The organism is Pseudomonas sp. EpS/L25, from assembly GCF_001512295.1.
Classification (GTDB): domain Bacteria; phylum Pseudomonadota; class Gammaproteobacteria; order Pseudomonadales; family Pseudomonadaceae; genus Chryseomonas.
The window spans coordinates 128,211-150,817 of sequence record NZ_LNUP01000001.1; the positions used below are offsets into that span (position 1 = coordinate 128,211).

The window sequence follows — 22,607 nt, forward strand, 5'->3', positions numbered from 1 at the left end:
GGCGCCCGAACTCAGGCGCCGTCGACCTGGAAGACATGCCTCAGATAGTGCAGGAAATCCGGCTCGCCCCCCTGGGACTTGCCCGGCGCATCGGAGATCTTGGCCACCGGCTGGCCGTTGCAGCGACTCATCTTGAGCACCATGTTCATCGGCTGCACGCCGGGAATATCGCAGGTGAAATGGGTGCCTATGCCGAAGCTCACGTTGATGCGCTCGCGCAAGGCACGGAACAGCGCCAGGGCCTTTTCCAGGTTGAGCGAGTCGGAGAACACCAGGGTCTTGGTCAGGGGATCTATGCCCAGTTGCTGGTAATGGGCGATGGCCTTCTCCGCCCATTGCAGCGGATCGCCACTGTCGTGGCGCAGGCCGTCGAAGAGCTTGGCGAAGTAGAGATCGAAATCACGCAGGAAGGCGTCCATGGTGATGGTATCGGTCAGGGCGATACCCAACTGGCCGCGATATTCCCGGACCCAGCAGTCGAGCGCGGCGATCTGGCTGTCGATCAGCCGCGGACCCAGTTGCTGGTGGGCCATCAGCCACTCGTGGGCCATGGTGCCCAGGGGCGCGACGCCCAGCTCCCAGGCCAGGTGCACGTTACTGGTACCGACGAAACGACCGGGGAAGTCGTCCCTCAGGCTGCGCACCACCATCTCCTGCACACCATAGGAAAAGCGGCGCCGGGTACCGAAGTCGGCCATCTTGAATTCGGCCAGCTCGTCGGCGCCGGCTTCTTGGGCCAGCCAGTCGAACTTGCGATAGAGCTGGTCCCGGGCCACCTGCAGCGGCAGCTCGGCATGCCGTTGGCGATTGCGCACCTCGCTGATCAGCGCCAGGATCGGCACCTCGAAAAGGATGAGATGCAGCCAGGGGCCCTTGAGGGTCAGGGTGAAAAGCCCCTCTTCCTCGCCGAGGAACACATAGGACGGATTGAAGCGAAACAACCGCAGGAAGCGGATGAAGTCGGGGGTGATGAAAGGGATGCGCTCGAGAAAGGCCAGCTGGCTGTCGCTGATGGCGACGTCGGCGAGGGCATCGATTTCCGCCTGGATGGCCCGATGATAGGGCCGCAGGTCTTCGTCGTTACGACAACGGAAGGCCCACTCGACTTCCGCATTGGGATAGTTGTGCAGGACGGCCTGCATCATGGTGAGCTTGTAGAAATCGGTATCCAGCAGACTTTGCACTGCCCGCTCGGAAAAACTATCGGCCATCATTGGCTGGACTCGGCAGCTAAGGATCGATCGACAGCATGCCGAACTTGCCTGACGAGTGAAAGGACCTTGGCGCCCGCGAGGGTCAGCGGTTGTGGGTCTGGGTCATGCCGAAGAGGAACAGCAGCAGATCGTGACTGCCGGTGTTGGAAGTACTCAGATTACGGGCGACCGGGGTCTGGCAGTAGTCGAGCCCTTCGCTGCCGACCACCCCCGCCGCAGGTCTCAACCAGCTGGCATAGGCCAAGGTAGTGACACCGCAGAAGGCCGCGATCAACAAACCTCTAGTAATTTGTGAAGTCATGACTCCAACCCTCTGATTTTTCGCCCCAACGCCTGTTGATAAACGTAAATCAGAGTTCGCCATTGCGCAGCGTTCCACGACGAATGGCGGCGTAATTGGAGCATATCCCGACGGGCGGCCGTCTCCAGCGACAACCGCTGCCGGCATTTTTCCAAATCCAGCAGGGCAATGGCGAATTCCCTGCCGTTGGCGCCCTGACGGTCGGCGACGAAGATGTGCTTGGGATAGAGGCAGCCGTGCTGCCAGCGGTGCCGATGCATCCGCGCCAGGACCTCGCCCAGGGTAGCCAGGAAACGCTCGTGTTCGGCTTCGCTGAGCTGGCTGCCGCCACCTTGTGCGTACCAGTGGTCGAGATCCTGGTAGCCGTCCAGCGCGGCGCTGACCAACAGGGCGCGCCAGCCGCCCGCAGCATGCTGGGCATCGCAGAACAGCAGTTCGGGTACTTGGATGCCGAGGTCGCGGAAGGCAAGCAGCGCATCGCGCTCGCGCAGGGCCGTAGGTCGCCCCAGGGGATGACGCAGGCTGCGATAGAGGTGGCCGACCTGGCGCTTGACGTAGGCCAGGGTGCCGTCGGGCAATCGCAGACGCTGGACGCCACTCTCGCCACCACGACGTACGTTGGGCGCTTCCACCCAGTCGCCAGCGGTATTCCACCACTGATCGAAACGCCCCTCTCCCCGCGTCACGGCTCCCATCGACTACCTCTCTCTTATTCTCTAACGACTTCAGCTGGCCTTGCGCAGGACGTAGACCCGCCACATGGCGTAGCCCGGCAGGAAATCCAGGGCTCGGTCGACCACGAAACCGGCCTGGGCGACCTCCGCCTCGAACTGAGCACGCTCGACGATGAATCTGTTCTGATAACCGCCGCGGTCGCGGCCCTGGGCCTCGCGCCGGCGCTCCAGCGCCTTGCGTCGCCAGGCCTTGAAGTTGCCATCGACCCACAGCGACAGGATGACGCTGTCACGAGTCACGCGGTGGAACTCCTGCAGCAGCGCCAGGCGGTCCGCCGATTCGCCCACGTGGTGCAACAACCGCATACAGAAAATGCAATCTACAGAATTGTCGGACAAGTCGATAGCGAAAGCCGACGTCTGTAGTGTCCGCACCCGTGCCACCACGTCCGCCGGCTGCTGCGCGCAAGCGGTGGCCAGCATGTTTTCCGAGTAGTCGGCACCGATGATCACCCGATTGCGCTTCTCCGCCAGGAGCGGCCAGAAGCGACCAGCACCGCTGGGCAGGTCCAGCACCAGGTTGGGCTGGCCGGCGATGTTCAGGGCCTGCCGCGCCAGTTGCGCGTCGCGCCAGTGGGACAGGCGCCGGGCCAGACCATCCTGGTGCTTCAGGTAGTACTGGCGGGCGTGGTCGGCGTCGTACTTTTGCGAAAAGGGCAGGTCGATGGGCGCTTTCACGAAGGCGGCTCCTGGGGGGTAGAAGATGCCGCTACCCTAACCAGGGACCTGTCAAACGCTGGTCAAGCGATTGTGAAAATTCTGTAACCCTAGTGTGGTGTTTCAGAGGCCAACTACACAATTTTGGCGGCGCTTTTTTGGCTTAAGCGTCGTTGCCACTCCTCGCCATGGCCCTGCCTGACTCGTCACGGCGCCCAGCCTAGGTCAAGAAATCACCTGCCAATCCTTGCGCGAACGTCTGAAGCACCACACTAGCCCGTTATCCTGTCGGGTCCCAGATCGACCGCGAAGCGACAACCGCCGGTCGAGCTCTCCCCCAGGGCCACGCTCCAGCCCTGCAGCTGGCAGATCCGCCGAACCAGCGACAGCCCCAGGCCGAGTCCCTCCCCGCGCCCCTCGGCGCCACGCACGAAGGGTTGGAACATGGCTTCGCGCTGTTCCTCGGGAATGCCCACGCCACTGTCCTCCACCACGAAGCCGTGGGCACCGACCTGCAGGGCGATGTAGCCACTCTCGGTATAGTGCAGGGCATTGCGCAGCAGATTGCTCATCACCGAGCGCAGGAAGGGCTCGTGCCACAGATAGGCGTCCGCCTCGGGCGCCACGCTCAGGCGCCAGTGCAGGCCCTTGGCCTCCACCGCCGCGCGCCACTCGCCGGTCTGCCGTCGCGCCACCGTGGCCAGGGACGCCCGCGGCGCCTGGCCATCGCCGTCACCCTGGTTGCGGGCCAGCGCCAGGAAGGTCTGTACCAGCTCCTGCATCTCCCGCGCGGCGCGGGTCATGCGCTCCAGCGGCCCCTGCGCCCGCGGCGGCAGGTCGGGCGTGGCGGCCAGCAGCTCGCAGGAGGAATTGATGACCATCAAGGGGGTACGCAATTCATGGCTGACGTCGCTGGTGAACAGTCGCTCGCGGGCCAGGGCGGCACGCAGGCGGTCGAAGGCGTCGTCGAAGGCGCCGGCCAATTCCCCCACCTCGTCCTTGGCATAGTCCGGTGCCAGTGGCGGCGTGACGTCGAGGATCTGGTCGCGCCGGCGCACCTGTCGCGCCAGCCGCACCACCGGGGCGATCACCCGCCGCGCCAGGGCCCAGCCCAGTAGCCAGGCAAGCGCCACGCTGATCAGAAAGCCGCCCAACACCACCTTGTAGAGCAATCGCTCCCGCGCTTCGAAATCGCTCTGGTTCTGCAGCAGGACGAAGTGATTGCCATCGATCTCGGCCACGTAGGCATAGAAGTACTGCCGGTCTTCCTCCACCTCGCTGAACCCCTCGGGCAGGTCGCGCAGGTGCTCGGGCAACTGCGCCACGTCGGCCAGGGGCACGTAGTACAGCCGCATGTCGGGGTCCAGCACCGGCTGCCCACCCGTGCGCATGTCGCGCTGCACCATGCGCTCCAGCTCGTTGTGCAGGTCGGTGGAGATCAGGCGTTCTTCCACGGTGTGCACCACCGCGACGATACCCAGGGAAAATACGCCGCCGACCAGGAAGGTCATCAGGACGAAGGCGATGACGATCCGTCGCGACAGGCTCAGGTGGTATTCCATGTTCAGTCCTGCTCGACCAGCTTGTAGCCCACGCCATGGATGGTGCGCAGCAGCGGCTGCGCAAAGGGTTTGTCGATGATCTGCCGCAACTGGTGGACATGGCTGCGCAGGCTATCGCTGTCCGGATAGTCCTCACCCCAGACCGCCTCCTCCAGCACCTCGCGACGGACCACATGGGGCGACTTCTGCATCAGCAGGGCGAGAATCTTCAGCCCGATGGGGTTGAGCTTGAGTGGCTTGCCGGCCCGGCTCACCTCCAGGGTGTCGAGGTCGTAGCTGAGATCGGCCACTTGCAGCTGGCGGCGCCCACCGCCCTTGGTGCGACGCATCACCGCCTCGACCCGAGCCGCCAGCTCGGACAGGGCGAAGGGCTTCACCAGGTAGTCGTCGGCGCCGGAGCGGAAGCCCTCCAGGCGATCGTCGAGCTGGTCGCGGGCAGTGAGCATGATCACCGGGGTATCGCGCCGGGCATCCTGGCGCAGCCGCTGGCAGAGGGTGTAGCCATCGATGCCGGGCAGCATGATGTCGAGGATCAGCAGGTCGTAGTGCTCGGTCGCCGCCAGGTGCAGGCCGGAGAGCCCGTCCTGGGCGCAGTCCACGCTGTAGCCCTTCAGACTCAGGTAGTCCAGCAGGTTGCTGAGGATGTCTTTGTTGTCTTCCACCACCAGGATACGCATGTCGCTGACCTCTTCCACGGATCGCCCGGCAATCCGCCTTGTGCTATTCGGCACCCAGCCTAATCGCCCAGGCCGACCTCGACCAGCGGAGCGACCGCGGATCACCCGTCATGACAGATCGTCCGGTGCGATCTCGGTGCGGTACCAGCCAGCGGTCCGCCCGCTGACGACGAAGGACTGACGGCCATAAAAAACCCCGGTGTCCGCGAGGATCACCGGGGTTCGGGCTCGGCCGTAAGGCCTAAGAGGCTCTTACATCATGCCGCCCATGCCACCCATGCCGCCCATGTCGGGCATGGCCGGGGCTGCGTCGTCTTTCGGCAGCTCAGCCACGATGGCTTCGGTGGTAATCAGCAGACCAGCGATGGACGAGGCTGCCTGCAGCGCGCTACGGGTCACCTTGGCCGGATCGATGATGCCGAATTCCAGCATGTCGCCGTACTCGCCGGTAGCGGCGTTGTAACCGTAGTTGCCGCTGCCCTGCTTGACCTTGTCCAGCACGACGGAGGCTTCGTCACCGGCGTTGGTCACGATCTGGCGCAGGGGCGCTTCGACGGCGCGACGCAGGATGTTGATACCGGCGTTCTGCTCTTCGTTGATGCCTTTCAGGTCTTTCAGCGCTTCCAGGGCACGCACCAGGGCGACACCGCCGCCGGGCACCACGCCTTCTTCCACCGCAGCGCGGGTAGCGTGCAGGGCGTCTTCGACGCGGGCTTTCTTCTCTTTCATCTCGACTTCGGTGGCAGCGCCAACCTTGATCACGGCAACACCGCCGGCCAGCTTGGCCAGACGCTCTTGCAGCTTCTCCTTGTCGTAGTCGGAAGAGGTTTCCTCGACCTGGGCACGGATCTGCTTGATACGGGCCTGGATGTCGGCTTCGACGCCAGCGCCGTCGATGACGGTGGTGTTTTCCTTGTTCAGGACCACACGCTTGGCTTGACCCAGGTGCTCCAGGGTGGTGCTTTCCAGGCTCAGGCCGACTTCTTCGGAGATGACGGTACCGCCGGTCAGGATGGCGATGTCCTGCAGCATGGCCTTGCGACGATCACCGAAGCCGGGCGCCTTGACGGCGGCGACCTTGACGATACCGCGCATGTTGTTGACCACCAGGGTGGCCAGGGCCTCGCCTTCGACGTCTTCGGCGACGATCAGCAGCGGACGACCGGCCTTGGCGACAGCTTCCAGCACCGGCAGCAGTTCGCGGATGTTGGAGATCTTCTTGTCGACCAGCAGCAGCAGCGGGCTGTCCAGCTCGGCGGACATGGTGTCGGGCTTGTTGATGAAGTAGGGCGACAGGTAGCCACGGTCGAACTGCATGCCTTCGACGACAGACAGTTCGTTTTCCAGGCCCGAGCCTTCTTCGACGGTGATGACGCCTTCCTTGCCGACCTTCTCCATGGCTTCAGCGATGATGTTGCCGATGCTTTCGTCGGAGTTGGCGGAGATGGTGCCCACCTGGGCGATGGCCTTGCTGTCGGCGCAGGGCTTGGACAGGTTCTTCAGCTCGGCGACGACGGCGGCGGTGGCCTTGTCGATGCCGCGCTTGAGGTCCATTGGGTTCAGGCCGGCGGCCACGGACTTCAGGCCTTCGGTGACGATGGCCTGGGCCAGCACGGTGGCGGTGGTGGTGCCATCACCGGCAGCGTCGTTGGCCTTGGAGGCCACGTCTTTCACCAGTTGGGCGCCGATGTTCTCGATACGATCCTTGAGTTCGATCTCCTTGGCGACGGATACGCCGTCCTTGGTGATCAGGGGAGCACCGAAGCTACGCTCCAGAACCACGTTGCGGCCTTTCGGGCCCAGGGTGGCCTTGACGGCGTCGGCCAGGGTGTTGACACCGGTCAGCAGCTTCTTGCGCGCGGAGTCACCGAATTTGACGTCTTTTGCAGCCATGTTCTGTTTCCTCTAAGAAATTCGAAAAGTGAGCGGGGATCAGCCTTCGATGACAGCCAGGATTTCGGACTCGGCCATGACCAGCAGTTCTTCACCATCAACCTTGATGGCGTTGCTGCCGGAATAGGGACCGAAAACCACTTTGTCACCCACTTTTACCGCCGGAGCCCGGACATCGCCGTTGTCCAGCACGCGTCCAGTGCCTACGGCAACCACTTCACCGCGGTTCGGCTTCTCGGCAGCCGAGCCCGGCAGCACGATGCCGCCAGCGGATTTGGTCTCTTCTTCGCTGCGACGGATCACAACGCGATCATGCAGAGGACGAAGCGCCATTGTCGTATCTCCCAAAGTTCTAAGTGTTTCCAGCGCCGATGACTGCATCGGCAGTTTGTTTTTACCGGCTGCGCCGGGTGCGGCCCGCCCGAGACGGATCGCGAAACCTGCTCGCCTTGCGGCGACAACCTTGCGGTGTCCGCTACATGAGGTTGTCGCCGGGCATTTCAAGGGTGGCCAGGAAAATTTTTAGCGTTTTTCCTCGTCGCGATGGATGACCTCACCCTCGATCACCTCCGGGCGATGGGGCGTGGCAGAGCCCGGACCCGGCTGGTAGCCCTGGGTCCCGGGCGCCCGACGGCTCACCCGGCCCAACACGGCACCGACCAGCGCCTTGCGAGTGACGGGCAGCAGGCAGATCAGCGCCAGGAAATCGCTGATGAAGCCGGGGAAGATCAGCAGGGCACCGGCGATGGCCAGGGTCAGTCCCTGGACCACTTCCTGCTCGGGCATCTGCCCCTGGGCCAGGCGCATGCGGATCCGCCAGAGGGTGGTGAAACCGGCGATGCGCAGCAGGGCGACGCCGATGAGGAAACTCAGCAGCAACAGGGCGAAGGTGGCGAGCACGCCGATTTCGCTGCCGATCTTGATGAGTACGGCCAGTTCCACAAAAGGGAACAGCAAGAAGAGTAAGGCGGTCACGCGCATCTCAGGTCCTTCACGGTAGAAACCGGTTGAAAGACCTGAGATGGAGGCGGTCGAGCCGATTTCAAGGTCACCGCCAGGCGCCCGGCACCAACGACAAGGCCGCGAAAGTCGCGGCCTTGAGGGGATTGCGGAGGGTCAGGGAAACATCGGGTTACCAGGACACGCCGACGCCAGCGGTATACTCGGTCTGGTTGACGTTGCCTTCGGCGCCGCTGGTCAGCTCCTTGGACGCCTTGAGGTTCAGCGACGCCCAGTTGGTGACCTTGTACCTCAGGCCGATGTCGCCATCGAAGGTCAGGTCGGCGGTGTTGTCCAGCGGCCGGCCGAGTTCGCCGGTGGTGAAGAACTGGATGGTCTGACCGTAGAGATAACGGTTGTAGTCCCACTTCATGCTCGCCGAGAGGAAGTCGCTGGAACCCCCATCGCGATACTCGTAGCGGTTCTGGTTGAGCAGTCCGGTGAGCGAGAAGGCGCCCAGTTCGTTGTCCCAGAACTGGTAACCCGGACCGGTACCGACGATACGCTGCTTGGCCAGGTCCTGGATCCAGTCGCGCTTGTACTCGGCGCGGCCCTGCCAGAAGAATTTCTCGTCGAAGAAGCGATCCAGGGCGTATTGCAGATCGTACTTGCTGGTCGACACCACGTCGTCGGACTCGTAGCGGTCATAGCTGCCGTTGGCATTGTGCCGCCACATGCCGTGCCGAGCCTGGGTCTTGAAGTCGATGTCGTACTTTTCGCTGTCCTGGGACGAGCTGATGTAGTCCAGGCCCGCGTCGATGTTGCCCTTCCAGGCGAAGTCACGCAGGAAGGGACGCGGTGGCACGATCTGGGTGATGCTCGCCAGCGGCACGGTCTGCTGGCCATCCGCGGTGTTCACCACTACCTGGCCGTCGTCGGCCGGCTTCAGGCTTTCCACGGGGAAATCGGGTTCGTACTTGCCGCGCTGGACGATCACGGGCTGGTCACGTTGCAGGGTCTTGATCTTGTCCCAGGACAGCGGAATGTTGCCGCCGTACTCGGTCTGCAGCAGCAGCTTCTTGCTGTCGAGCAGCTTGATGGTTCCGGTCAGGCGGTCGCCGTTCTTGAGCCAGACGGTGTCAGCGTGGGCGAAGGACACGAGCGACAGCAGCGCGAGCGAGGTAAGGAATCGAAAACGCATGGGCACCAGGACACCTTGGGTGGACTTGGGTGGAAAGGTAACGAAACGAGCGGGTGGCGATTATCCGGGTAGTCAGGCCTTGCGCAACAGCTCTTGGGTAAAAGTTGCGCAAGTTTTCGGAAATACCGGCTCAACGGCCGAGAGAATTGCCAGAAAGCGGACAGCTGACACGTTTCATTCCCACCGTAACCAAACTTTTCGGCACACTGGCACTCTTTCTCCGGCAGCAAGAGCATCATGCGCGACGCCTCCGATTCAGATCTCCGCCGCCAAGCGGTTTTCCAGGCGTTGGCCGCCATCCCCCCGGGAAGGGTGGCGAGCTACGGGCAGGTGGCCGCGCTCGCCGGCCTGGGGCGCGGCGCACGCTGGGTAGGCTGGGTACTGGGCCGGCTGCCCGCGGGCAGCACCCTGCCCTGGCACCGGGTGATCGCCGCGGATGGCCGGCCAAGCCTGCCCCTGGACAGCCCGTCGGGGCGGGAGCAGCGCGAGCGTCTGCGCGCCGAGGGCGTGATGCTGTACGAGGACCGGGTGGACATGCGTCGGTACCGGTGGAATCCAGCTGAGGGTGTCGAGTAGAGTGCGCGTTTTTTCCGAGCCCAAGGGCATGTTTGCACGTTTCTGGCGTGAAGCCGTCACCACCTACAAGTCCAAGGCCTGCCTGGCCATGCTGCTGCTGGGTTTCGCTGCCGGCCTGCCGGCCATGCTGGTGTTCTCCACCCTTTCGGTGTGGCTGCGCGAGGCCGGGGTGAGTCGCGAGACCATCGGCTACGCCAGTTGGATCGGTCTGGCCTATGCCTTCAAATGGGTCTGGTCGCCCATGCTCGATCTTTGGAAGCTGCCGCTGATCGGCAAGCTCGGGCGCCGTCGCTCCTGGCTGGTGCTGTCGCAGATCCTGGTAGGCCTGGGTCTGGTCGGCATGGCGTTGTGCAATCCGCAGCAGCACCTGGAACAGTTGATCGCCCTGGCCGTGCTGGTGGCCTTCGCCTCGGCGACCCAGGACATCGCGGTGGACGCCTATCGCCTGGAGATCGCCGACGACGAACGCCAGGCTGCCCTGGCCGCCTGCTACATGACCGGTTATCGCATCGCCGCCCTGCTGGCCAGCGCCGGCGCCCTGTTCCTCGCCGAGGAGCTGGGCTCGTCCAAGCTGGATTACAGCCAGAGCGCCTGGGCCACCACCTATATGCTGTTCGCCCTGCTGGTCCTGCCGGGCCTGCTGACCAGCCTGATGATCCGTGAGCCGGTGCCGGTGGCCCCCATGGCCATGGCGGAATCGCGCTTCGGCTTCAATCACCAGTTGGTGGCGGTCGCCCTGCTGCTGGTGATGCTGATTTCCATCCCCGCCGCCATCAACGCCATCATCGCCCACGCCTGGCCGCGGGCACTGCTCTACGGGCTGTTCATCCTCGGCTGCCTGTCGCCCTGGGGGCGCTACTGTTCCAAGCCGCTGAGCGACCTGCTGCGCCGCATGCGCCAGCCCCTGCGCCTGCGCGATGCGGTCAACGCCGAGGAATTGCCGCGCTTCGACTTCGTGCACCAGATGGTCTCGGTGATCCTGCTGATCGTGCTCATCGTCGCCGTCACCGGCGGCCTCTCGGCCCTGGCCGGTGGCTACTGGCCGCGCGGCCTGATGTACGCCCTGATCGCCTGGCTCTGCCTCACCGCGCCCGGTCGCCGGCTGATGGCACCGGTGCTGACGCCGATCACCGAATTCATCCAGCGCTACCAGTGGCAGGCGCTGCTGCTGCTCGGGCTGATCTCCACCTATCGCCTGTCGGACACGGTGATGGGGGTGATGGCCAGCGTCTTCTATATCGACGTGGGCTACAGCAAGGAAACCATCGCCGGCGTGAGCAAGATCTTCGGGGTGCTCATGACCCTGCTGGGCGCGGGCCTGGGCGGGGTGCTGATCACCCGGGTGGGCATCCTGCCGATCCTCTTCGTCGGCGGCGCCGCCTCGGCCCTGACCAACCTGCTGTTCGTGGTGATCGCCGCCACCGGCGCCAATGTGCCGCTGCTGATCGCCACCATCTGCGCCGACAACATCAGCGGCGGCATGGCTACCTCGGCCTTCGTCGCCTACCTGTCGAGCCTGACCAATCTACGGTTCTCGGCCACCCAGTACGCCATGCTCAGCTCGCTGATGCTGCTCCTGCCGCGACTGCTGGGCGGTTACTCCGGCGCCCTGGTGGAGCACGTCGGCTACAGCTCCTTCTTCTCACTGACGGCGCTGATGGGCATTCCCACCCTGCTGCTGATCGCGGTGCTCTGGCTGCGCCAGCGGCGCACCCCACTGGCGAGCGGCTCTTCAGGCGGCGGCAACTGAGGCGGCCGGTAGCCGCCCCAGCCTGCCCTAGGCTTCGCCGCGTGCCGCTACCGCGGCGCGTTCGTCGCTCCTGTCGTCGAGCACCTTGACCACCCGACTGGGCAGCGCGATGTCGATACCCTCGGCGCGCAGTCGGTCGCGGATCTGCTCGTTGAAGGTGAACTGGGTGCCCCAGAAATCGCTGTTGGCGGTCCAGCAGCGCAGCGATACGGTGATGAAGGTCTCGCCCAGCCCCGCCACCACGATGGCCGGCGCCGGGGTGTCCAGCACCCGCGGGTCCTTGGCCATGTCGGCCAGCACCTGCTTGGTCTTCTGCAGATCGGCGTCGTAGCCGACCTTGACGTCGAAGACGATCTGCCGGGTGGTCTGCCGCGACTGGTTGGTGATGATACCGTTGGACAGATTGCCGTTGGGGATGGTGACGGTCTTGTTGTCGCCGGTGCGCAGCACGGTGTGGAAGATCTGGATCGAGTCCACGGTGCCCTGTACACCCTGGGCCTCGATGTAGTCGCCGATCTTGAACGGGCGGAACAGCAGGATCAGCACCCCGCCGGCGAAGTTGGCCAGGCTCCCCTGCAGCGACAGGCCGATGGCCAGGCTGGCGGCACCGAGGGCGGCGACGAAGGAGGTGGTGGCGATGCCGATCATGGAGGCGACGCTGATCACCAGCATCACCTTGAGGCCGATGTTGACCAGGGTCACCACGAAGGTTTCCAGGGCCTGGTCCATGTGCCGTGCGGTGAACAGCGCGGCCAGGCGTCCGGTCAGGCGATTGATGATCCACCAGCCGATCCACAGGGTGATCAGGGCCAGGACCACGTTGCCGCAATATTGCAGGATGACCGGTAGCCAGGCGGTGAACGCCGTCAGCAGGTGATCGGTCTGGGCACTAAAATCCATCGTCTACCTCTCCACGCACAGGAAAAAATCAGGCGGGGCGCCAAGGCCACGCCTTACCTGCGACGGACGGTAGCTCCAGAGGTTCCGAAATCCGCCTCAGTCGCGGAAGTTGTCGAACTGCAGCGGCATGCCCAGGGACTGGGTGCGCAGCAGGGCGATGACTTCCTGCAATTCGTCGCGCTTCTTGCCGGTGACGCGCACCTGTTCGCCCTGGATGGCGGCCTGGACCTTGATCTTGCTGTCCTTGATCAGGGCGACGATCTTCTTCGCCAGCTCCTTGTCGATGCCCTCGCGCAGGGTCGTCTCCTGCTTCACGGTCTTGCCGGAGGCGTAGGCATCCTTGACCTCCAGGCACTGGACGTCGATCTTGCGCTTGGCCAGATTGACCTTGAGGATCTCCAGCATCTGTTCGAGCTGGAAGTCGGCCTCGGCGGTCAGGGTCACGCTGAGGTCCTTGACCTCGAAGCTACCCTTGCCGCGCAGGTCGTAGCGGCGGTCGAGCTCCTTGACGGCATTGTCCACGGCGTTGGTGACTTCGTGCTTGTCCAGCTCCGATACCACGTCGAAGGAAGGCATGGGTTTTCTCCTGGGTTGCGATGGAGCAGCCTTGACGCTGCAGCCTGACCGACCATTATAACGACTGGCCCTCTTCCTCAGGAATCCGACCATGCCCCGGGAATCGCTACAGGAGTCAAAGCTGTGAGCTGGCACGTGCTGGGCGCCGGCAGTCTGGGAGGTCTCTGGGCGGCGCGGCTGTTCCGCGGCGGCGAGCCGGTGCGGCTGATCCTGCGGGATCGCCCGCGCCTGGCGCAGTATCGCGCGGGTGGCGGTCTGCGCCTCACCGAGGGCGACACCACCAGCCTCTATCCCCTGCCCGCCGAGGCACCCGAGGCCGGCAATCCGATCCGCCGACTGATCCTGGCCTGCAAGAGCTACGATGCCGAGGAGGCCATCGCCAGCGTCGCCGCACGCCTGGAGCCCGACGCCGAGATCCTGCTGCTGCAGAACGGCCTCGGCAGCCAGGATGCCGTGGCGGCACGGGTCCCGCGGGCACGCTGCCTGAGAGCCAGCACCACCGAAGGCGCCTTTCGCGAGACCGACTTCCACGTGGTGGCGGCCGGCGCCGGCCAGACCTGGATCGGCGACCAGCTCGGCACCCAGGCAGCGCCCCCCTGGCTGGAAACCCTCTGCGCCCTGGGTTTCACCCTGCGCTGGACGGACGACATCGACGCACGGCTGTGGCGCAAGCTGGCGATCAATTGCGCCATCAATCCGCTGACCGTGCTCCATCGCTGTCGCAATGGTGAACTGCGCCAGCATGCCGCCGAGGTCGCCGATCTGTGCAGCGAACTGGCGGCGTTGCTGGAAGCCATGGGCCTGGCGCCCGCGGCCCAGGGGCTGCAGCAGGAGGTGGAGGCGGTGATCGCCGCCACCGCCAACAACCGATCCTCGATGCTGCAGGACGTGGAGCGCGGCCAGCGCACCGAGGTGAGCTACCTGCTCGGCCATGCCCTGCCCATCGCCCAGCGCCTGCGCCTGCCGGTGCCGCAACTGGAGGCCCTGCACCAGCGCCTGCGGGCGCGCCTGGAGGAGCGCGGATTGCCCGTGGACTAGTGTGGTGTTTCAGACGTTATCTACACAATTTTGGCGGTGCTTTTTCGGCCTGGGCGGCGTTGCCCCTCCTCGCCATAGCCCCGCCATGACTCGTCGCGGCGCCTAGCCCAGGTCAAAAAAGGGCCGGTGTCAAGCCATTAATGAAAACGGCCTGATGGTCGGAAGTCTATACAGGGCGCGGGTTTAGCTCTACTTTGGGCCGCGTTGCGGGAGTGCGGCGTTGTGGACTAGGTGCCACATAGGAGCGTCGGGAAAGAAAGCCGGATCGCACTTGGTCGTGCAGAGAATGGCCGGCTTGAGCTTTCATCATAGCTCGATCGACCGCCGCTCTCCACAACGAAGAACGCGCAGCCTTGGGGCTGCGCGTCGAGGAATGGCCACCAGCAGAAACCGTCATCGTCAGCTCGGCTTTGGCGGCACGGCCTTACCGGCCTCTCCCTTCCTGAACCCTCGATCCCCGGCGATGAAGGCTTCCAGCATGTGCGGGATCAACTTCTCGGCATCGACGGCTTCGCCATACGTCTGCGCGTGCAGCGCGGCATAGCGGTCGAGGTCGGCTTTCAGGCTGGCCGGGCACGCGAAGGTCAGCTTGATGCTCTCGGTCTTGGGTAGCGGCCCGAGCCGTAGCTTCTTGGTCGCGCTCATCGCATCGCTCCCCTGTTGAAGAACAGCGGCTGGTAAGGGCGCAGCACCAAATCGCGGTTGACGATGATGCGCACTGGCAACCCTGGCCGCTCCGTCAGCGTCGGCTGGACGTTCATGTTGCGCCGGGTCATCTCCTGGCCGACCTGATTCACGCTGTCCTGCGCGCTGTCGCGCCCCGCGATCACGATGCGGTTGCCGTCCTGCCGGTTCTCCGGCGCGGCCAGTTCAGCGCCCACGCCCAGCAGCGTCGTCAGCGCGGCCCCGGCGAAGATGCGGCCCCAGTGGTAATCCACGTCGTCTTCCAACCCGACGTAGCCGGCCGGGTCGGTACCGGCCAGGTTGTCGAGCGTGAGCGAAGACGTGTCCGGCAGGATGATCCGGTTCCACACCACCTGCACGCGGCTCTGTCCGTAGCTGACCTGACTGTTGTATTTGCCCAGGATGCGCGAACCCTGCGGGATCAGCAGGAACTTGCCGCTGGCCGTGTCATAGACCGGCTCCGTCACCGTGGCGATCACGTCGCCCGGCAAGTCGGACTTGATGCCCGTCACCAAGGCCCCTGCGACCACCGTTCCGGCCATGACCTGATACGGCGAGGCCGGCAGGGTCAGATTGCCGGAATTACGGGTTTCCGTGGTTCCGCCTTTCTGGAACGCCTCCTTCTGATCTTGCCGGTTCTGCAGGGCGGTCGGATCGGCAGCAGGCGGTTGAGTTTGAGCCGCCGTCGAGGCAGGCCAGGCCGCCAGCGGGTCGAAGGACGCATTGGCGGCGAAGCCCGGCGCGGCGGCCACCTGCGTCTGCGCCACCGGCGCGGCCTTCTGCGACCCCGAGCGGAAGAACACGGATGAGGCCACCGCCGATTCAGCTTCCTTGCGCAATGCATCGTTGGGATCGTCGCCCGGGGCCGCGTACGTGGCGGTCACAGGCTGCTGCGACTTCACGATGGCAGGGCCAAGATCGCCTGGCAGCGGTGGCCCCAGTTCGGGCACCTTGGGCGGCATGGCTGGCGGCAGCTTGGAGTAATCCGCCGGCAGCGCATCCAGCCCTTCGGACTTGGAGACGCGATCCACGTTGTACAGCTCGGTCTGTTCGCCAGTGCCGCGCCGCTGCGGTTGCAGCGACCACATCAGCGCGCCGAGTACGGCGGCCGACAGGGTACCTGCGAGGATGGCCAGCGTGCGCCGGTTCAGGCGCGTGACCGGGCGCGGCTGGGCGCGCAGCGCCACCGCCTCGGGGGCGACCTTGCCCGCTGCTTGCGGCGCGGCGAGGTCGGGAGTGTCGTCCTGGCTCATCGTCAGTTCCTCCCACTCCTTGATACGACGCCATCCGTGCGCTCGATCCGCACCACATCGCCTTTGTCACCGCCCAGGCGCAGTTCGGCCGCGCCGAACAGCCGATCCACAATGAAATACGGCGAGCGGAAGCGATAGTTCACCAGTTGCCCGTCGCCCTGTGCGCCGATCACGAACAGGGGCGGCAGCTCGCCTTGCGCGATGCCCGCCGGGAACTGGATGTAGACCTTCTCGCCGTCATCGAAGGCCCGCAGTGGCTTCCACGGCGGATTGCTGCCTGAGACGGAATAGCGGAAGCGGATCTTCTCCAGCGACAAGCCGGTATCGACCGGCGCGGCGGCGCTGGCCGCCTGCGACTGACGCTGCAAAGCCAGCATCCGGTCTTTCGGGTAGTCCCAGGACACCGATGCCATCCACGCCTTTTCCGTCGAGGTCAACTCCAGCAGGTACGTCCTGCGGTTGGTGGTGATGACCAGGTTCGTCTTGAGGCCCGAACGGATGGGCTTCACCATCACATTCACGCGCAGCGCGTCGCCGCTGCCGCTGGACGTGTCGCCGACGATCCAGCGCACGGTATCGCCGGCGGCGACCGTCACCAGTTCCTCCCCCGGCTGGAGCGCGATCACGGTCACGCGGCCCACGGCCGCATAGACCTGATAGAGCGCGCCCTCGGTGAAGGGCCAGACCTGGATCGCATTGACGTAGCCCTCGCGGGTTGGGGCGATGCGCGCTTCGGCGTTGGCGCGAGAGACGCGCACCTTCTCGTCGGCCGGCTCTGGCGCAGCCGGGGCCGCATCCGCTTCGGGCAATGGCTTCAACTGTGCTGGCAGCGCCAGCGGCTCGGGCACTTTGACAACCTCCACCGGCGCGGGCGGCTCCGGCAACGGCTGCGCCTGCACCGGCTCATCGAGCGAGACGGCCGGCGGCGGCTTGCCCTGCGAGGCGCAGCCCGAGAACAAGACAGCCGAGGCCAGCAGGATCGACGGCACGGCGGATTTGCGGAAAAGCGCATTCATGGTTTCACTCCTTCGGAAGCATCCAGTTCGCGACTCCACGACAGGCCATTGACGTAGATACCCAGCGGGTTCTTGCGCAGACGTTGTTCGGTACGTGGGGTTTGCAGGACGATGGACAGCACGGCGTTCCACCGCTCAGTGCTAGCAGGCGCACCGTTGACGAATCGTTGTTCCGTCCAGCGCACGTTGAACGAGGTGTCGCTGGCCCGGACAACGCTGGTGATCTGCACCGTCACCGATTCCTTGCCGATGCGGGCGAAGGGATCGTTTTTGCTGGCGTAGTCGTTGAGCACCGCCGCGCCCTTGTCGGTGGTGTAGTCGTAGGCGTCGAGCCAGTTCTGCCGCACGACGATGGGATCGACGGAGAGCGAGCGCACCAGCGTGACGAAGTGCGCGAGGTGGTAGGCGATCTGCGCATCAGCGGGCTTGTACGGCGTGGCGGCTTCACCGACCGCGCGCACCTGACCGCTCTTGTCCACCTCGATGACGTAGGGCGTCACGATGGACTGCGCCGAACGCCAGACCAGGCCGCCGGCCATCAGCAGCGCCAGCAGCAGGCAACCGAAGGCCATCAACCGCCAGTTCTTCGCTTGTACGCGGGCCGAGCCGATGCGCTCGTCCCAGACCTGGACAGCGGCTTGATACGGAGTGGCAGGTTGCGGCGTATCGGCATAGCGCACCTGCGGTCGTTTGAATCGCATAGGGGTTCTCCTTGGTGGTCAGGGTTCGCGTCATTCATCGGGGCGCAGGCTCGGGCCTTGCCCCGAGCCGCCACCATCGCCACCGCGCAGCGTGTGGGCGGCGGTGGTGGCGGCATGGGTGAGTTGCTGGCGGCGGTGCATCCGCTTGGCCCAGGCGGGTTGTTCCTGCTTCGGTGCGCTGACGGCACTGTCCGCGCCTTCGCCTGCGGCGGCTTGGCCAGAACCGGCAGCGCCGGCCTCTGCGCCGTTCCATCCCGCCCGGAAGGAATCGGCCACCTTCTGCCCGGCAGCGGAAACGCCCGACGCAGCGCGGCGGCCTGCCGCCTGCGCGCCGGTCTTGGCGACGTTGCCGAGGCCCGCAGCAGCGCCCTTGGCTCCACCGCCCGCAACGGCGGAACCAGACTGGAATGCGGACTTGGCGCTGCTGGCCGCCGCCGTGGCCGCACGCGCACCGCTGCCGGCCAGCTTGGCGGCGGCGGGCGCCATGCGTGCGCCCGCAATGACCGCGCCGCCCACGCCGGTCGCGGCGGCACCGATGGCGACGCCCGTGCCGACCGCACCGACGGCAGCGCTGGCCATCGCGCCCGCGCCGAGCTGCGGCGCTCCGGACACGAGACCTGTGGCGATGCCAGGGCCGAAGATGCCCAGCGCCAGCAACGTGAGCGACGCCAGCATCACGACCAGCGAGTGGTCGATGGAAGGCTCGTTGGGGTGAACCTGGAACTCCGCGAACAGGCCCGAGCCGATACCGACGATGACGGCCAGCACCAGGACCTTGATGCCCGACGACACCACGTTGCCGAGCACCTTCTCTGCAAGAAAACTCGTCTTGTTCCACAACGCGAACGGCACCAGCACGAAGCCGGCGAGCGTGGTCAGCTTGAACTCGATCAGCGTGATGAAAAGCTGGATCGCCAAGACGAAGAAGCACAGCACGACGATCAGCCAGGCGATGAACAACACCAGGATGACGTCGAGGTTGGCGAAGACCTCGGGGAATCCCATCATGTCGTCGAGCTGGAGGATGATGGGTCCGCCTGCATCGAGCCCGGCTTTCGCCAGCCGCCCCGGTTGCAGGAAGGATTCCATCGTCAGCGTCGAGCCGCTGGCCGTCAGGCCAAGCCCGGCGAACGAGCGGAAGACGATGCCGGACAGCCAGTTGAAGTTGTTGATGATGTAGGCGAAGGCGCCGACGTAGAGCACCTTGCGCAGCAGCTTGGCGATCACGTCCTCGCCCTGGCCGGTGGCGTGGCTCATGGCCCAGTACAGGCCGGCGATGGTCACGTCGATGACGATGAGCGTGGCGGTCAGGAACGCCACTTCGCCGTGCAGCAGGCCAAAGCCCGAGTCGATGTAGCGCGAGAACGTATCGAGGAAGCGGTCAATCACGGTTACGTCGTTCATGGCGCGTCCTCCGCAGCGGCGAGCGGTGCATCGCCTTCCGGCGCGTCGTCGGCGGGCGTGTCGAAGCTCGCCGGAATCGGCGGCAGTTCGGCCAGCGTCCGGTATTCGTCCGGCCCGGCCTGGCCAGCGAAGAAGCGCTGCCGTAAGGCTTCAGCGGCCGCCCGGCAGGCGTCTTCGCCTGCGGCTTGCCGGTTAGCTGCGCATCGGGCGCGCAGCGCCTTGAGCCGCACGGGATCGGCGGCCAAGGTGGCTGCCAGGTCTTCGGCCGGTTGCTGGCCGCAAGCGGTCAGCAGCACGGCCAGCAGGACAGGAATCCATCGCATGGCCGCCTCCCGTCAGTTGTTGGTGTAGAAATTGACGGACTGCGGCGTGTACGGCGTGCCGGTGCCGAGGAAGCGCCGCCGCACTTCGCGGGCGCGTTCGGTGGCCGCCGCCTGCCGCGCCAGCTCCAGCGAAGCCGCCCGGTCTTGCGTGATCTGGAGCTGCTGGGCCTGGATGGACTGCTTGGCCTGCAACGCCAGCAGCTGGTTGGTCGCCTGCATGGCCTGCAAGGCGCCGGTGGCCGATTGGCTCCGGCTGACCAGATCGGCAAGCGCGCCTTCGTCCTGCGCCAGGTTCTGCGACGCCTGTGCTTGCATCCGCATCGCGGTGTGCAGGCCGTCGAGGGTGTTCTTCCAGCGCTCGCGGGCGTCCTGGGCCATGCGGTCGCCGCTGATAGTGGCCGCGTACTGCTCCGGGTACAGCTGGGCAAATTCCCGATCCATGTTCTGTACGTCGTAGGCCAGCCCTTGGGCCTCGGCGATCAGGCGTTCGGTGGTCGCGAGGGTGGAGCGCAGCCGGTTGACGATGTTGAAGTCCAGGCTCGCCAGGTTGCGGGCCTGGTTCGTCAACATCGTTGCCTCGTTCTGGAGCTGATGGATCTGGTTGTTGATCTGCTCCAACGTGCGAACGGCGGTCAGCGTGTTCTGCACGAAGTTGGCCGGGTCGAACACGGTGATGGCCGCCGCCGGTTGGGCAAGCATCAGCGCGCCGGCCAGTGCGGCGGCAAGCGTTGCGGAAAGCACACGGGTCTTCATGGCGAAACCTCCAGCGGTTGAGAAGCGAGGAAAGACGCGGCCGCGGGTGAGGACGGCAGCAGGTCGGCGGCCCAATCGAGGCCGCGATGGCGCAGCCACGCGTCGGCGAAGCCGGGGGCGCCGGCCTGCGTCAGCACGCGGTCGATGGCGCGCTGGTCGTGCGGTGTGGATGCGCCCGCGAAGGCGAGCGCGACCGGCCCCAGGTCGAGGTCGAACAGGCGATTGCCCAGGCGTGATTGGTAGTAGTAATCGCGCTTGGGCTGTGCGGTGGAGACGATCTCGATCTGCCGCGCGTTCAGCCCGAAACCTTCGTAGATCGTGCGGATCTGCGGCTCGGTCGCCTGCGGGTTGGGTAGGAAGATGCGGCTGGCGCAGCTTTCGATGATCGCGGGCGCGATGCTCGAATCCTTGATGTCGGCCAGGCTCTGCGTGGCGAAGATGACCGAGACGTTCTTCTTGCGCAGTGTCTTGAGCCATTGCCGGATGCGGGCCGCGAAAGACGGCTCATCGAGGAACAGCCAGGCTTCATCAAGGATCAGCAGCGTGGGCGCGCCGTCGAACCGTGCATCGAAGCGGGCGAACAGGTAGCGCAGCACCGCCTGTACGGCGGCGGGGCTGTGCATCAGTTCTTCCATCTCGAAGCCCTGCACGTCGCCGCTACCGAGCCGGTCACGGTCGGCATCCAGCAGCTTGCCGTGCGCGCCGCCGAGCACATACGGCGACAGGGCTTGGCGCAGCGCGTTCGATTGCAGCAGCACCGACAGACCGGTCATGGTGCGCTGCTCCACGGGCGCACCGGCAAGGCTCCCCAGCGCCGACCAGATCGCGGCCTTCTCGTCCGGGCCGATGGTCACGGCTTCGTGCAGCAGGCGGCCTTCGATCCATTCGGCCGCCCAGGTGCGGTCGCCTTCGCGGTCGATGCGCGCGAGCGGCTGGAACGCGATACCGCCATCGGCGCCGAGGTCGTAATGCTCGCCGCCCAGGCCGAGGATGGTGGCGCGCATCGAGCGCCCCATGTCGAAGGCGAAGATGCGCGAGCCGCCATAGCGGCGGAACTGCAAGGCCAGCATCGCCAGTAGGACGGACTTGCCCATGCCGGTCGGGCCAGCGACCAGCGTGTGCCCCACGTCGCCGATGTGCGTCACCAGCCGGAACGGCGTCGCGCCATCGGTGCGCGTGACGATCAGCGGCGGGCCATCAAGGTGGTCGTTCTTCTCCGGGCCGGCCCACACGGCGGACACCGGCATCAGGTGCGCCAGGTTCAGCGTCGAAACGATGGGCTGGCGCACGTTGGCGTAGGCATTGCCAGGTACCGACGACAGCCACGCATCGACCGCATTCAATGTTTCGGGGATGGTGACGAAGCCCCGGCCCTGGATCACGCGCTCCACCCTACGCAGCTTTTCGTCGGCCGTAGCGGCATCCTTGTCCATCACGGTGACGGTGACCGTCAGGTAGCCGAAGGCGACTTGATCGCTGCCCAGCTCCTGCATGGCGGCGTCCGCATCGGTCGTCTTGTTGCTGGCGTCGGTATCGACCAGCGGGCTTTCCTGCTGGAAGATCGTCTCGCGCAGCAGCGCAATGACGTTCTTGCGCTTGGCGAACCACTGGCGGCGCAAGCGGCCCAGTTCTTTTTCCGCCTCGGCTTTGTCGAGGCAGAGAAAACGGGTACTCCAGCGATAGGCAAAGCCCAGACGGTTGAGGTCGTCCAAAATTCCCGGCCAGGTCGAGGTCGGGAAGCCCCGCACCGACACCACGCGCAGGTGCTGGTCGCCCAGCATGGGTGCCACGCCGCCGATCAGGGCGGAATCGGCCAGCAGCGCGTCAAGGTGGAAAGGCACCTCGGGCACCGCCAGCTGGTAGCGCCGCGTCGAAACCGTGGCGCGCAGACAGGTCAGCGTCTGCGCGTCATCGAGCCAGGCGATTTCCGGCATCACGCCATCGAGCAAGTCGAACACGCGGTCGGTTTCCGCCACGAAGGCATCGAGCCGGCCGCGCCAGTCCACGCCATCGCCCGGCGCGTGCTCGTAGAGTAGTTTGGCCGCGCGAGCGCGCGATTCCTCCGGTGGGAGATAGACCAGCGTCAGGTGATAGGTGCTCTCGAAGTGGTTGCCCGATTCCTCGAACGCTGCACGGCGTTCCTCGTCCACCAGCCACGACAACGGTTCGGGAAAGTCGGAATGCGGGTAGTCCGCCGCTGGCTGGCGCTCGGCCTCCATGAACAGCGCCCAGCCCGAACCCAGCCGGCGCAGCGCGTTGTTCAGCCGCGCCGTGGTGGCGATCAATTCGCTTTGCGTGGCGCTATCGAGGTCGGGACCACGGAAACGGGCTGTGCGCTGGAAACTGCCGTCCTTGTTCAAGACGACACCCGGCGCGATCAGCCCGGCCCAGGGCAGCCAGTCGGCGAGCAAGGCCGGGCGCTGGCGGTATTCCGCAAGGTTCAGCATGGCATCGT

At 65.4% G+C, this 22,607-nt stretch carries 23 protein-coding genes; 3 read left to right on the forward strand and 20 right to left on the reverse strand.

Features of this window, described 5'->3' with window-relative positions; all coding sequences use genetic code 11:
• Nucleotides 1-11: 11 nt before the first annotated feature.
• From pncB to AR540_RS00625, 10 genes are all read right to left on the reverse strand, one after another.
• Nucleotides 12-1,214, reverse strand: a complete 1,203-nt coding sequence (gene pncB, locus AR540_RS00580; protein WP_059225919.1) for a nicotinate phosphoribosyltransferase — start codon at nt 1,212-1,214, stop codon at nt 12-14.
• A gap of 82 nt (nt 1,215-1,296) precedes the next feature.
• Complete coding sequence (locus tag AR540_RS00585; protein WP_177339174.1) at nt 1,297-1,515, reverse strand: hypothetical protein; 219 nt, start codon at nt 1,513-1,515, stop codon at nt 1,297-1,299.
• Nucleotides 1,512-2,210, reverse strand: a complete 699-nt coding sequence (locus AR540_RS00590) for a lipopolysaccharide kinase InaA family protein (protein ID WP_059225921.1) — start codon at nt 2,208-2,210, stop codon at nt 1,512-1,514. Before AR540_RS00590 ends, AR540_RS00585 begins: the two co-directional genes overlap by 4 nt.
• A 30-nt stretch (nt 2,211-2,240) precedes the next feature.
• A complete protein-coding gene (locus AR540_RS00595) occupies nt 2,241-2,927 on the reverse strand; it encodes a class I SAM-dependent methyltransferase (RefSeq protein WP_059225922.1) in 687 nt (228 codons plus the stop codon).
• 251 nt (nt 2,928-3,178) lie between these two features.
• The gene (locus AR540_RS00600; protein ID WP_059225923.1) at nt 3,179-4,468 is read right to left on the reverse strand and encodes a sensor histidine kinase; all 1,290 of its coding nucleotides are present in this window, start codon (nt 4,466-4,468) and stop codon (nt 3,179-3,181) included.
• A 2-nt stretch (nt 4,469-4,470) separates the two neighbouring features.
• Nucleotides 4,471-5,145, reverse strand: coding sequence for a response regulator transcription factor (locus AR540_RS00605; RefSeq protein ID WP_059225924.1), 675 nt, complete (start codon nt 5,143-5,145; stop codon nt 4,471-4,473).
• A 252-nt stretch (nt 5,146-5,397) separates the two neighbouring features.
• Nucleotides 5,398-7,038 (reverse strand): chaperonin GroEL, encoded by a 1,641-nt coding sequence (groL, locus tag AR540_RS00610; protein WP_059225925.1) that lies wholly within the window; start codon nt 7,036-7,038, stop codon nt 5,398-5,400.
• A gap of 39 nt (nt 7,039-7,077) precedes the next feature.
• Entirely contained in the window at nt 7,078-7,371 is a 294-nt protein-coding gene (locus AR540_RS00615; protein ID WP_007161933.1) for a co-chaperone GroES, read from the reverse strand.
• Nucleotides 7,372-7,560: 189 nt separating this feature from the next.
• Nucleotides 7,561-8,019 carry an FxsA family protein gene (locus tag AR540_RS00620; protein ID WP_059225926.1) on the reverse strand — a complete coding sequence of 153 codons (459 nt, stop codon included), beginning with the start codon at nt 8,017-8,019 and terminating at the stop codon, nt 7,561-7,563.
• A 151-nt stretch (nt 8,020-8,170) separates the two neighbouring features.
• Nucleotides 8,171-9,178, reverse strand: a complete 1,008-nt coding sequence (locus AR540_RS00625; protein ID WP_059225927.1) for a DUF481 domain-containing protein — start codon at nt 9,176-9,178, stop codon at nt 8,171-8,173.
• Between the two features lie 237 nt (nt 9,179-9,415).
• Here AR540_RS00625 and AR540_RS00630 point away from each other — a divergent pair, with 237 nt between their 5' ends.
• Together AR540_RS00630 and AR540_RS00635 are read left to right on the forward strand one after the other, a co-directional pair.
• Nucleotides 9,416-9,754 (forward strand): MGMT family protein, encoded by a 339-nt coding sequence (locus tag AR540_RS00630; protein WP_059225928.1) that lies wholly within the window; start codon nt 9,416-9,418, stop codon nt 9,752-9,754.
• A gap of 28 nt (nt 9,755-9,782) precedes the next feature.
• A complete protein-coding gene (locus AR540_RS00635; protein ID WP_059226052.1) occupies nt 9,783-11,504 on the forward strand; it encodes an AmpG family muropeptide MFS transporter in 1,722 nt (573 codons plus the stop codon).
• Nucleotides 11,505-11,531: 27 nt separating this feature from the next.
• Here the strand turns inward: AR540_RS00635 and AR540_RS00640 are convergent, their stop codons facing one another.
• Nucleotides 11,532-12,404, reverse strand: a complete 873-nt coding sequence (locus AR540_RS00640) for a mechanosensitive ion channel family protein (RefSeq protein WP_059225929.1) — start codon at nt 12,402-12,404, stop codon at nt 11,532-11,534.
• Nucleotides 12,405-12,500: 96 nt separating this feature from the next.
• Nucleotides 12,501-12,980 carry a YajQ family cyclic di-GMP-binding protein gene (locus AR540_RS00645; protein ID WP_059225930.1) on the reverse strand — a complete coding sequence of 160 codons (480 nt, stop codon included), beginning with the start codon at nt 12,978-12,980 and terminating at the stop codon, nt 12,501-12,503.
• A 123-nt stretch (nt 12,981-13,103) separates the two neighbouring features.
• Between AR540_RS00645 and AR540_RS00650 the strand changes: the two genes are divergently transcribed.
• A complete protein-coding gene (locus tag AR540_RS00650; RefSeq protein ID WP_059225931.1) occupies nt 13,104-14,018 on the forward strand; it encodes a putative 2-dehydropantoate 2-reductase in 915 nt (304 codons plus the stop codon).
• 399 nt (nt 14,019-14,417) lie between these two features.
• On the opposite strand, the gene AR540_RS00655 is transcribed toward AR540_RS00650, so the two are convergent.
• Genes AR540_RS00655 through trbE form a run of 8 tightly spaced genes read right to left on the reverse strand, consistent with a single transcriptional unit; the run spans nt 14,418 to nt 22,599 of the window.
• Nucleotides 14,418-14,663: a DUF2274 domain-containing protein gene (locus AR540_RS00655; RefSeq protein WP_059225932.1), complete on the reverse strand. Its 246-nt coding sequence runs from the start codon at nt 14,661-14,663 to the stop codon at nt 14,418-14,420.
• Nucleotides 14,660-15,955 carry a TrbI/VirB10 family protein gene (locus tag AR540_RS00660; protein WP_059225933.1) on the reverse strand — a complete coding sequence of 432 codons (1,296 nt, stop codon included), beginning with the start codon at nt 15,953-15,955 and terminating at the stop codon, nt 14,660-14,662. Before AR540_RS00660 ends, AR540_RS00655 begins: the two co-directional genes overlap by 4 nt.
• Before the next feature lie 2 nt (nt 15,956-15,957).
• On the reverse strand, nt 15,958-16,971 hold the full coding sequence (trbG, locus tag AR540_RS00665) for a P-type conjugative transfer protein TrbG (RefSeq protein WP_059225934.1): 1,014 nt from the start codon (nt 16,969-16,971) through the stop codon (nt 15,958-15,960).
• A complete protein-coding gene (gene trbF / locus AR540_RS00670) occupies nt 16,968-17,672 on the reverse strand; it encodes a conjugal transfer protein TrbF (RefSeq protein WP_059225935.1) in 705 nt (234 codons plus the stop codon). The genes trbG and trbF overlap by 4 nt, the downstream gene beginning before the upstream one ends.
• Before the next feature lie 30 nt (nt 17,673-17,702).
• A complete protein-coding gene (gene trbL / locus AR540_RS00675) occupies nt 17,703-19,076 on the reverse strand; it encodes a P-type conjugative transfer protein TrbL (protein ID WP_059225936.1) in 1,374 nt (457 codons plus the stop codon).
• Entirely contained in the window at nt 19,073-19,399 is a 327-nt protein-coding gene (locus tag AR540_RS00680) for a hypothetical protein (protein ID WP_059225937.1), read from the reverse strand. Before AR540_RS00680 ends, trbL begins: the two co-directional genes overlap by 4 nt.
• A 12-nt stretch (nt 19,400-19,411) precedes the next feature.
• Nucleotides 19,412-20,152: a P-type conjugative transfer protein TrbJ gene (gene trbJ, locus AR540_RS00685; RefSeq protein ID WP_059225938.1), complete on the reverse strand. Its 741-nt coding sequence runs from the start codon at nt 20,150-20,152 to the stop codon at nt 19,412-19,414.
• Nucleotides 20,149-22,599, reverse strand: a complete 2,451-nt coding sequence (gene trbE, locus AR540_RS00690; protein WP_059225939.1) for a conjugal transfer protein TrbE — start codon at nt 22,597-22,599, stop codon at nt 20,149-20,151. Before trbE ends, trbJ begins: the two co-directional genes overlap by 4 nt.
• Nucleotides 22,600-22,607: the final 8 nt, after the last annotated feature.

Bases quoted from the DNA above. Each gene is read 5' to 3' on its own strand.
- AR540_RS00680 (WP_059225937.1), bottom strand. From the start codon at position 19,399: ATGCGATGGATTCCTGTCCTGCTGGCCGTGCTGCTGACCGCTTGCGGC.
- AR540_RS00620 (WP_059225926.1), bottom strand. From the start codon at position 8,019: ATGCGCGTGACCGCCTTACTCTTCTTGCTGTTCCCTTTTGTGGAACTG.
- trbF (WP_059225935.1), bottom strand. From the start codon at position 17,672: ATGCGATTCAAACGACCGCAGGTGCGCTATGCCGATACGCCGCAACCT.
- trbL (WP_059225936.1), bottom strand. From the start codon at position 19,076: ATGAACGACGTAACCGTGATTGACCGCTTCCTCGATACGTTCTCGCGC.
- AR540_RS00615 (WP_007161933.1), bottom strand. From the start codon at position 7,371: ATGGCGCTTCGTCCTCTGCATGATCGCGTTGTGATCCGTCGCAGCGAA.
- AR540_RS00640 (WP_059225929.1), bottom strand. From the start codon at position 12,404: ATGGATTTTAGTGCCCAGACCGATCACCTGCTGACGGCGTTCACCGCC.
- AR540_RS00605 (WP_059225924.1), bottom strand. From the start codon at position 5,145: ATGCGTATCCTGGTGGTGGAAGACAACAAAGACATCCTCAGCAACCTG.
- AR540_RS00590 (WP_059225921.1), bottom strand. From the start codon at position 2,210: ATGGGAGCCGTGACGCGGGGAGAGGGGCGTTTCGATCAGTGGTGGAAT.
- AR540_RS00635 (WP_059226052.1), top strand. From the start codon at position 9,783: ATGTTTGCACGTTTCTGGCGTGAAGCCGTCACCACCTACAAGTCCAAG.
- AR540_RS00600 (WP_059225923.1), bottom strand. From the start codon at position 4,468: ATGGAATACCACCTGAGCCTGTCGCGACGGATCGTCATCGCCTTCGTC.
- AR540_RS00660 (WP_059225933.1), bottom strand. From the start codon at position 15,955: ATGAGCCAGGACGACACTCCCGACCTCGCCGCGCCGCAAGCAGCGGGC.
- AR540_RS00585 (WP_177339174.1), bottom strand. From the start codon at position 1,515: ATGACTTCACAAATTACTAGAGGTTTGTTGATCGCGGCCTTCTGCGGT.
- trbE (WP_059225939.1), bottom strand. From the start codon at position 22,599: ATGCTGAACCTTGCGGAATACCGCCAGCGCCCGGCCTTGCTCGCCGAC.
- groL (WP_059225925.1), bottom strand. From the start codon at position 7,038: ATGGCTGCAAAAGACGTCAAATTCGGTGACTCCGCGCGCAAGAAGCTG.
- AR540_RS00625 (WP_059225927.1), bottom strand. From the start codon at position 9,178: ATGCGTTTTCGATTCCTTACCTCGCTCGCGCTGCTGTCGCTCGTGTCC.
- pncB (WP_059225919.1), bottom strand. From the start codon at position 1,214: ATGATGGCCGATAGTTTTTCCGAGCGGGCAGTGCAAAGTCTGCTGGAT.
- AR540_RS00645 (WP_059225930.1), bottom strand. From the start codon at position 12,980: ATGCCTTCCTTCGACGTGGTATCGGAGCTGGACAAGCACGAAGTCACC.
- AR540_RS00655 (WP_059225932.1), bottom strand. From the start codon at position 14,663: ATGAGCGCGACCAAGAAGCTACGGCTCGGGCCGCTACCCAAGACCGAG.
- AR540_RS00630 (WP_059225928.1), top strand. From the start codon at position 9,416: ATGCGCGACGCCTCCGATTCAGATCTCCGCCGCCAAGCGGTTTTCCAG.
- trbJ (WP_059225938.1), bottom strand. From the start codon at position 20,152: ATGAAGACCCGTGTGCTTTCCGCAACGCTTGCCGCCGCACTGGCCGGC.
- trbG (WP_059225934.1), bottom strand. From the start codon at position 16,971: ATGAATGCGCTTTTCCGCAAATCCGCCGTGCCGTCGATCCTGCTGGCC.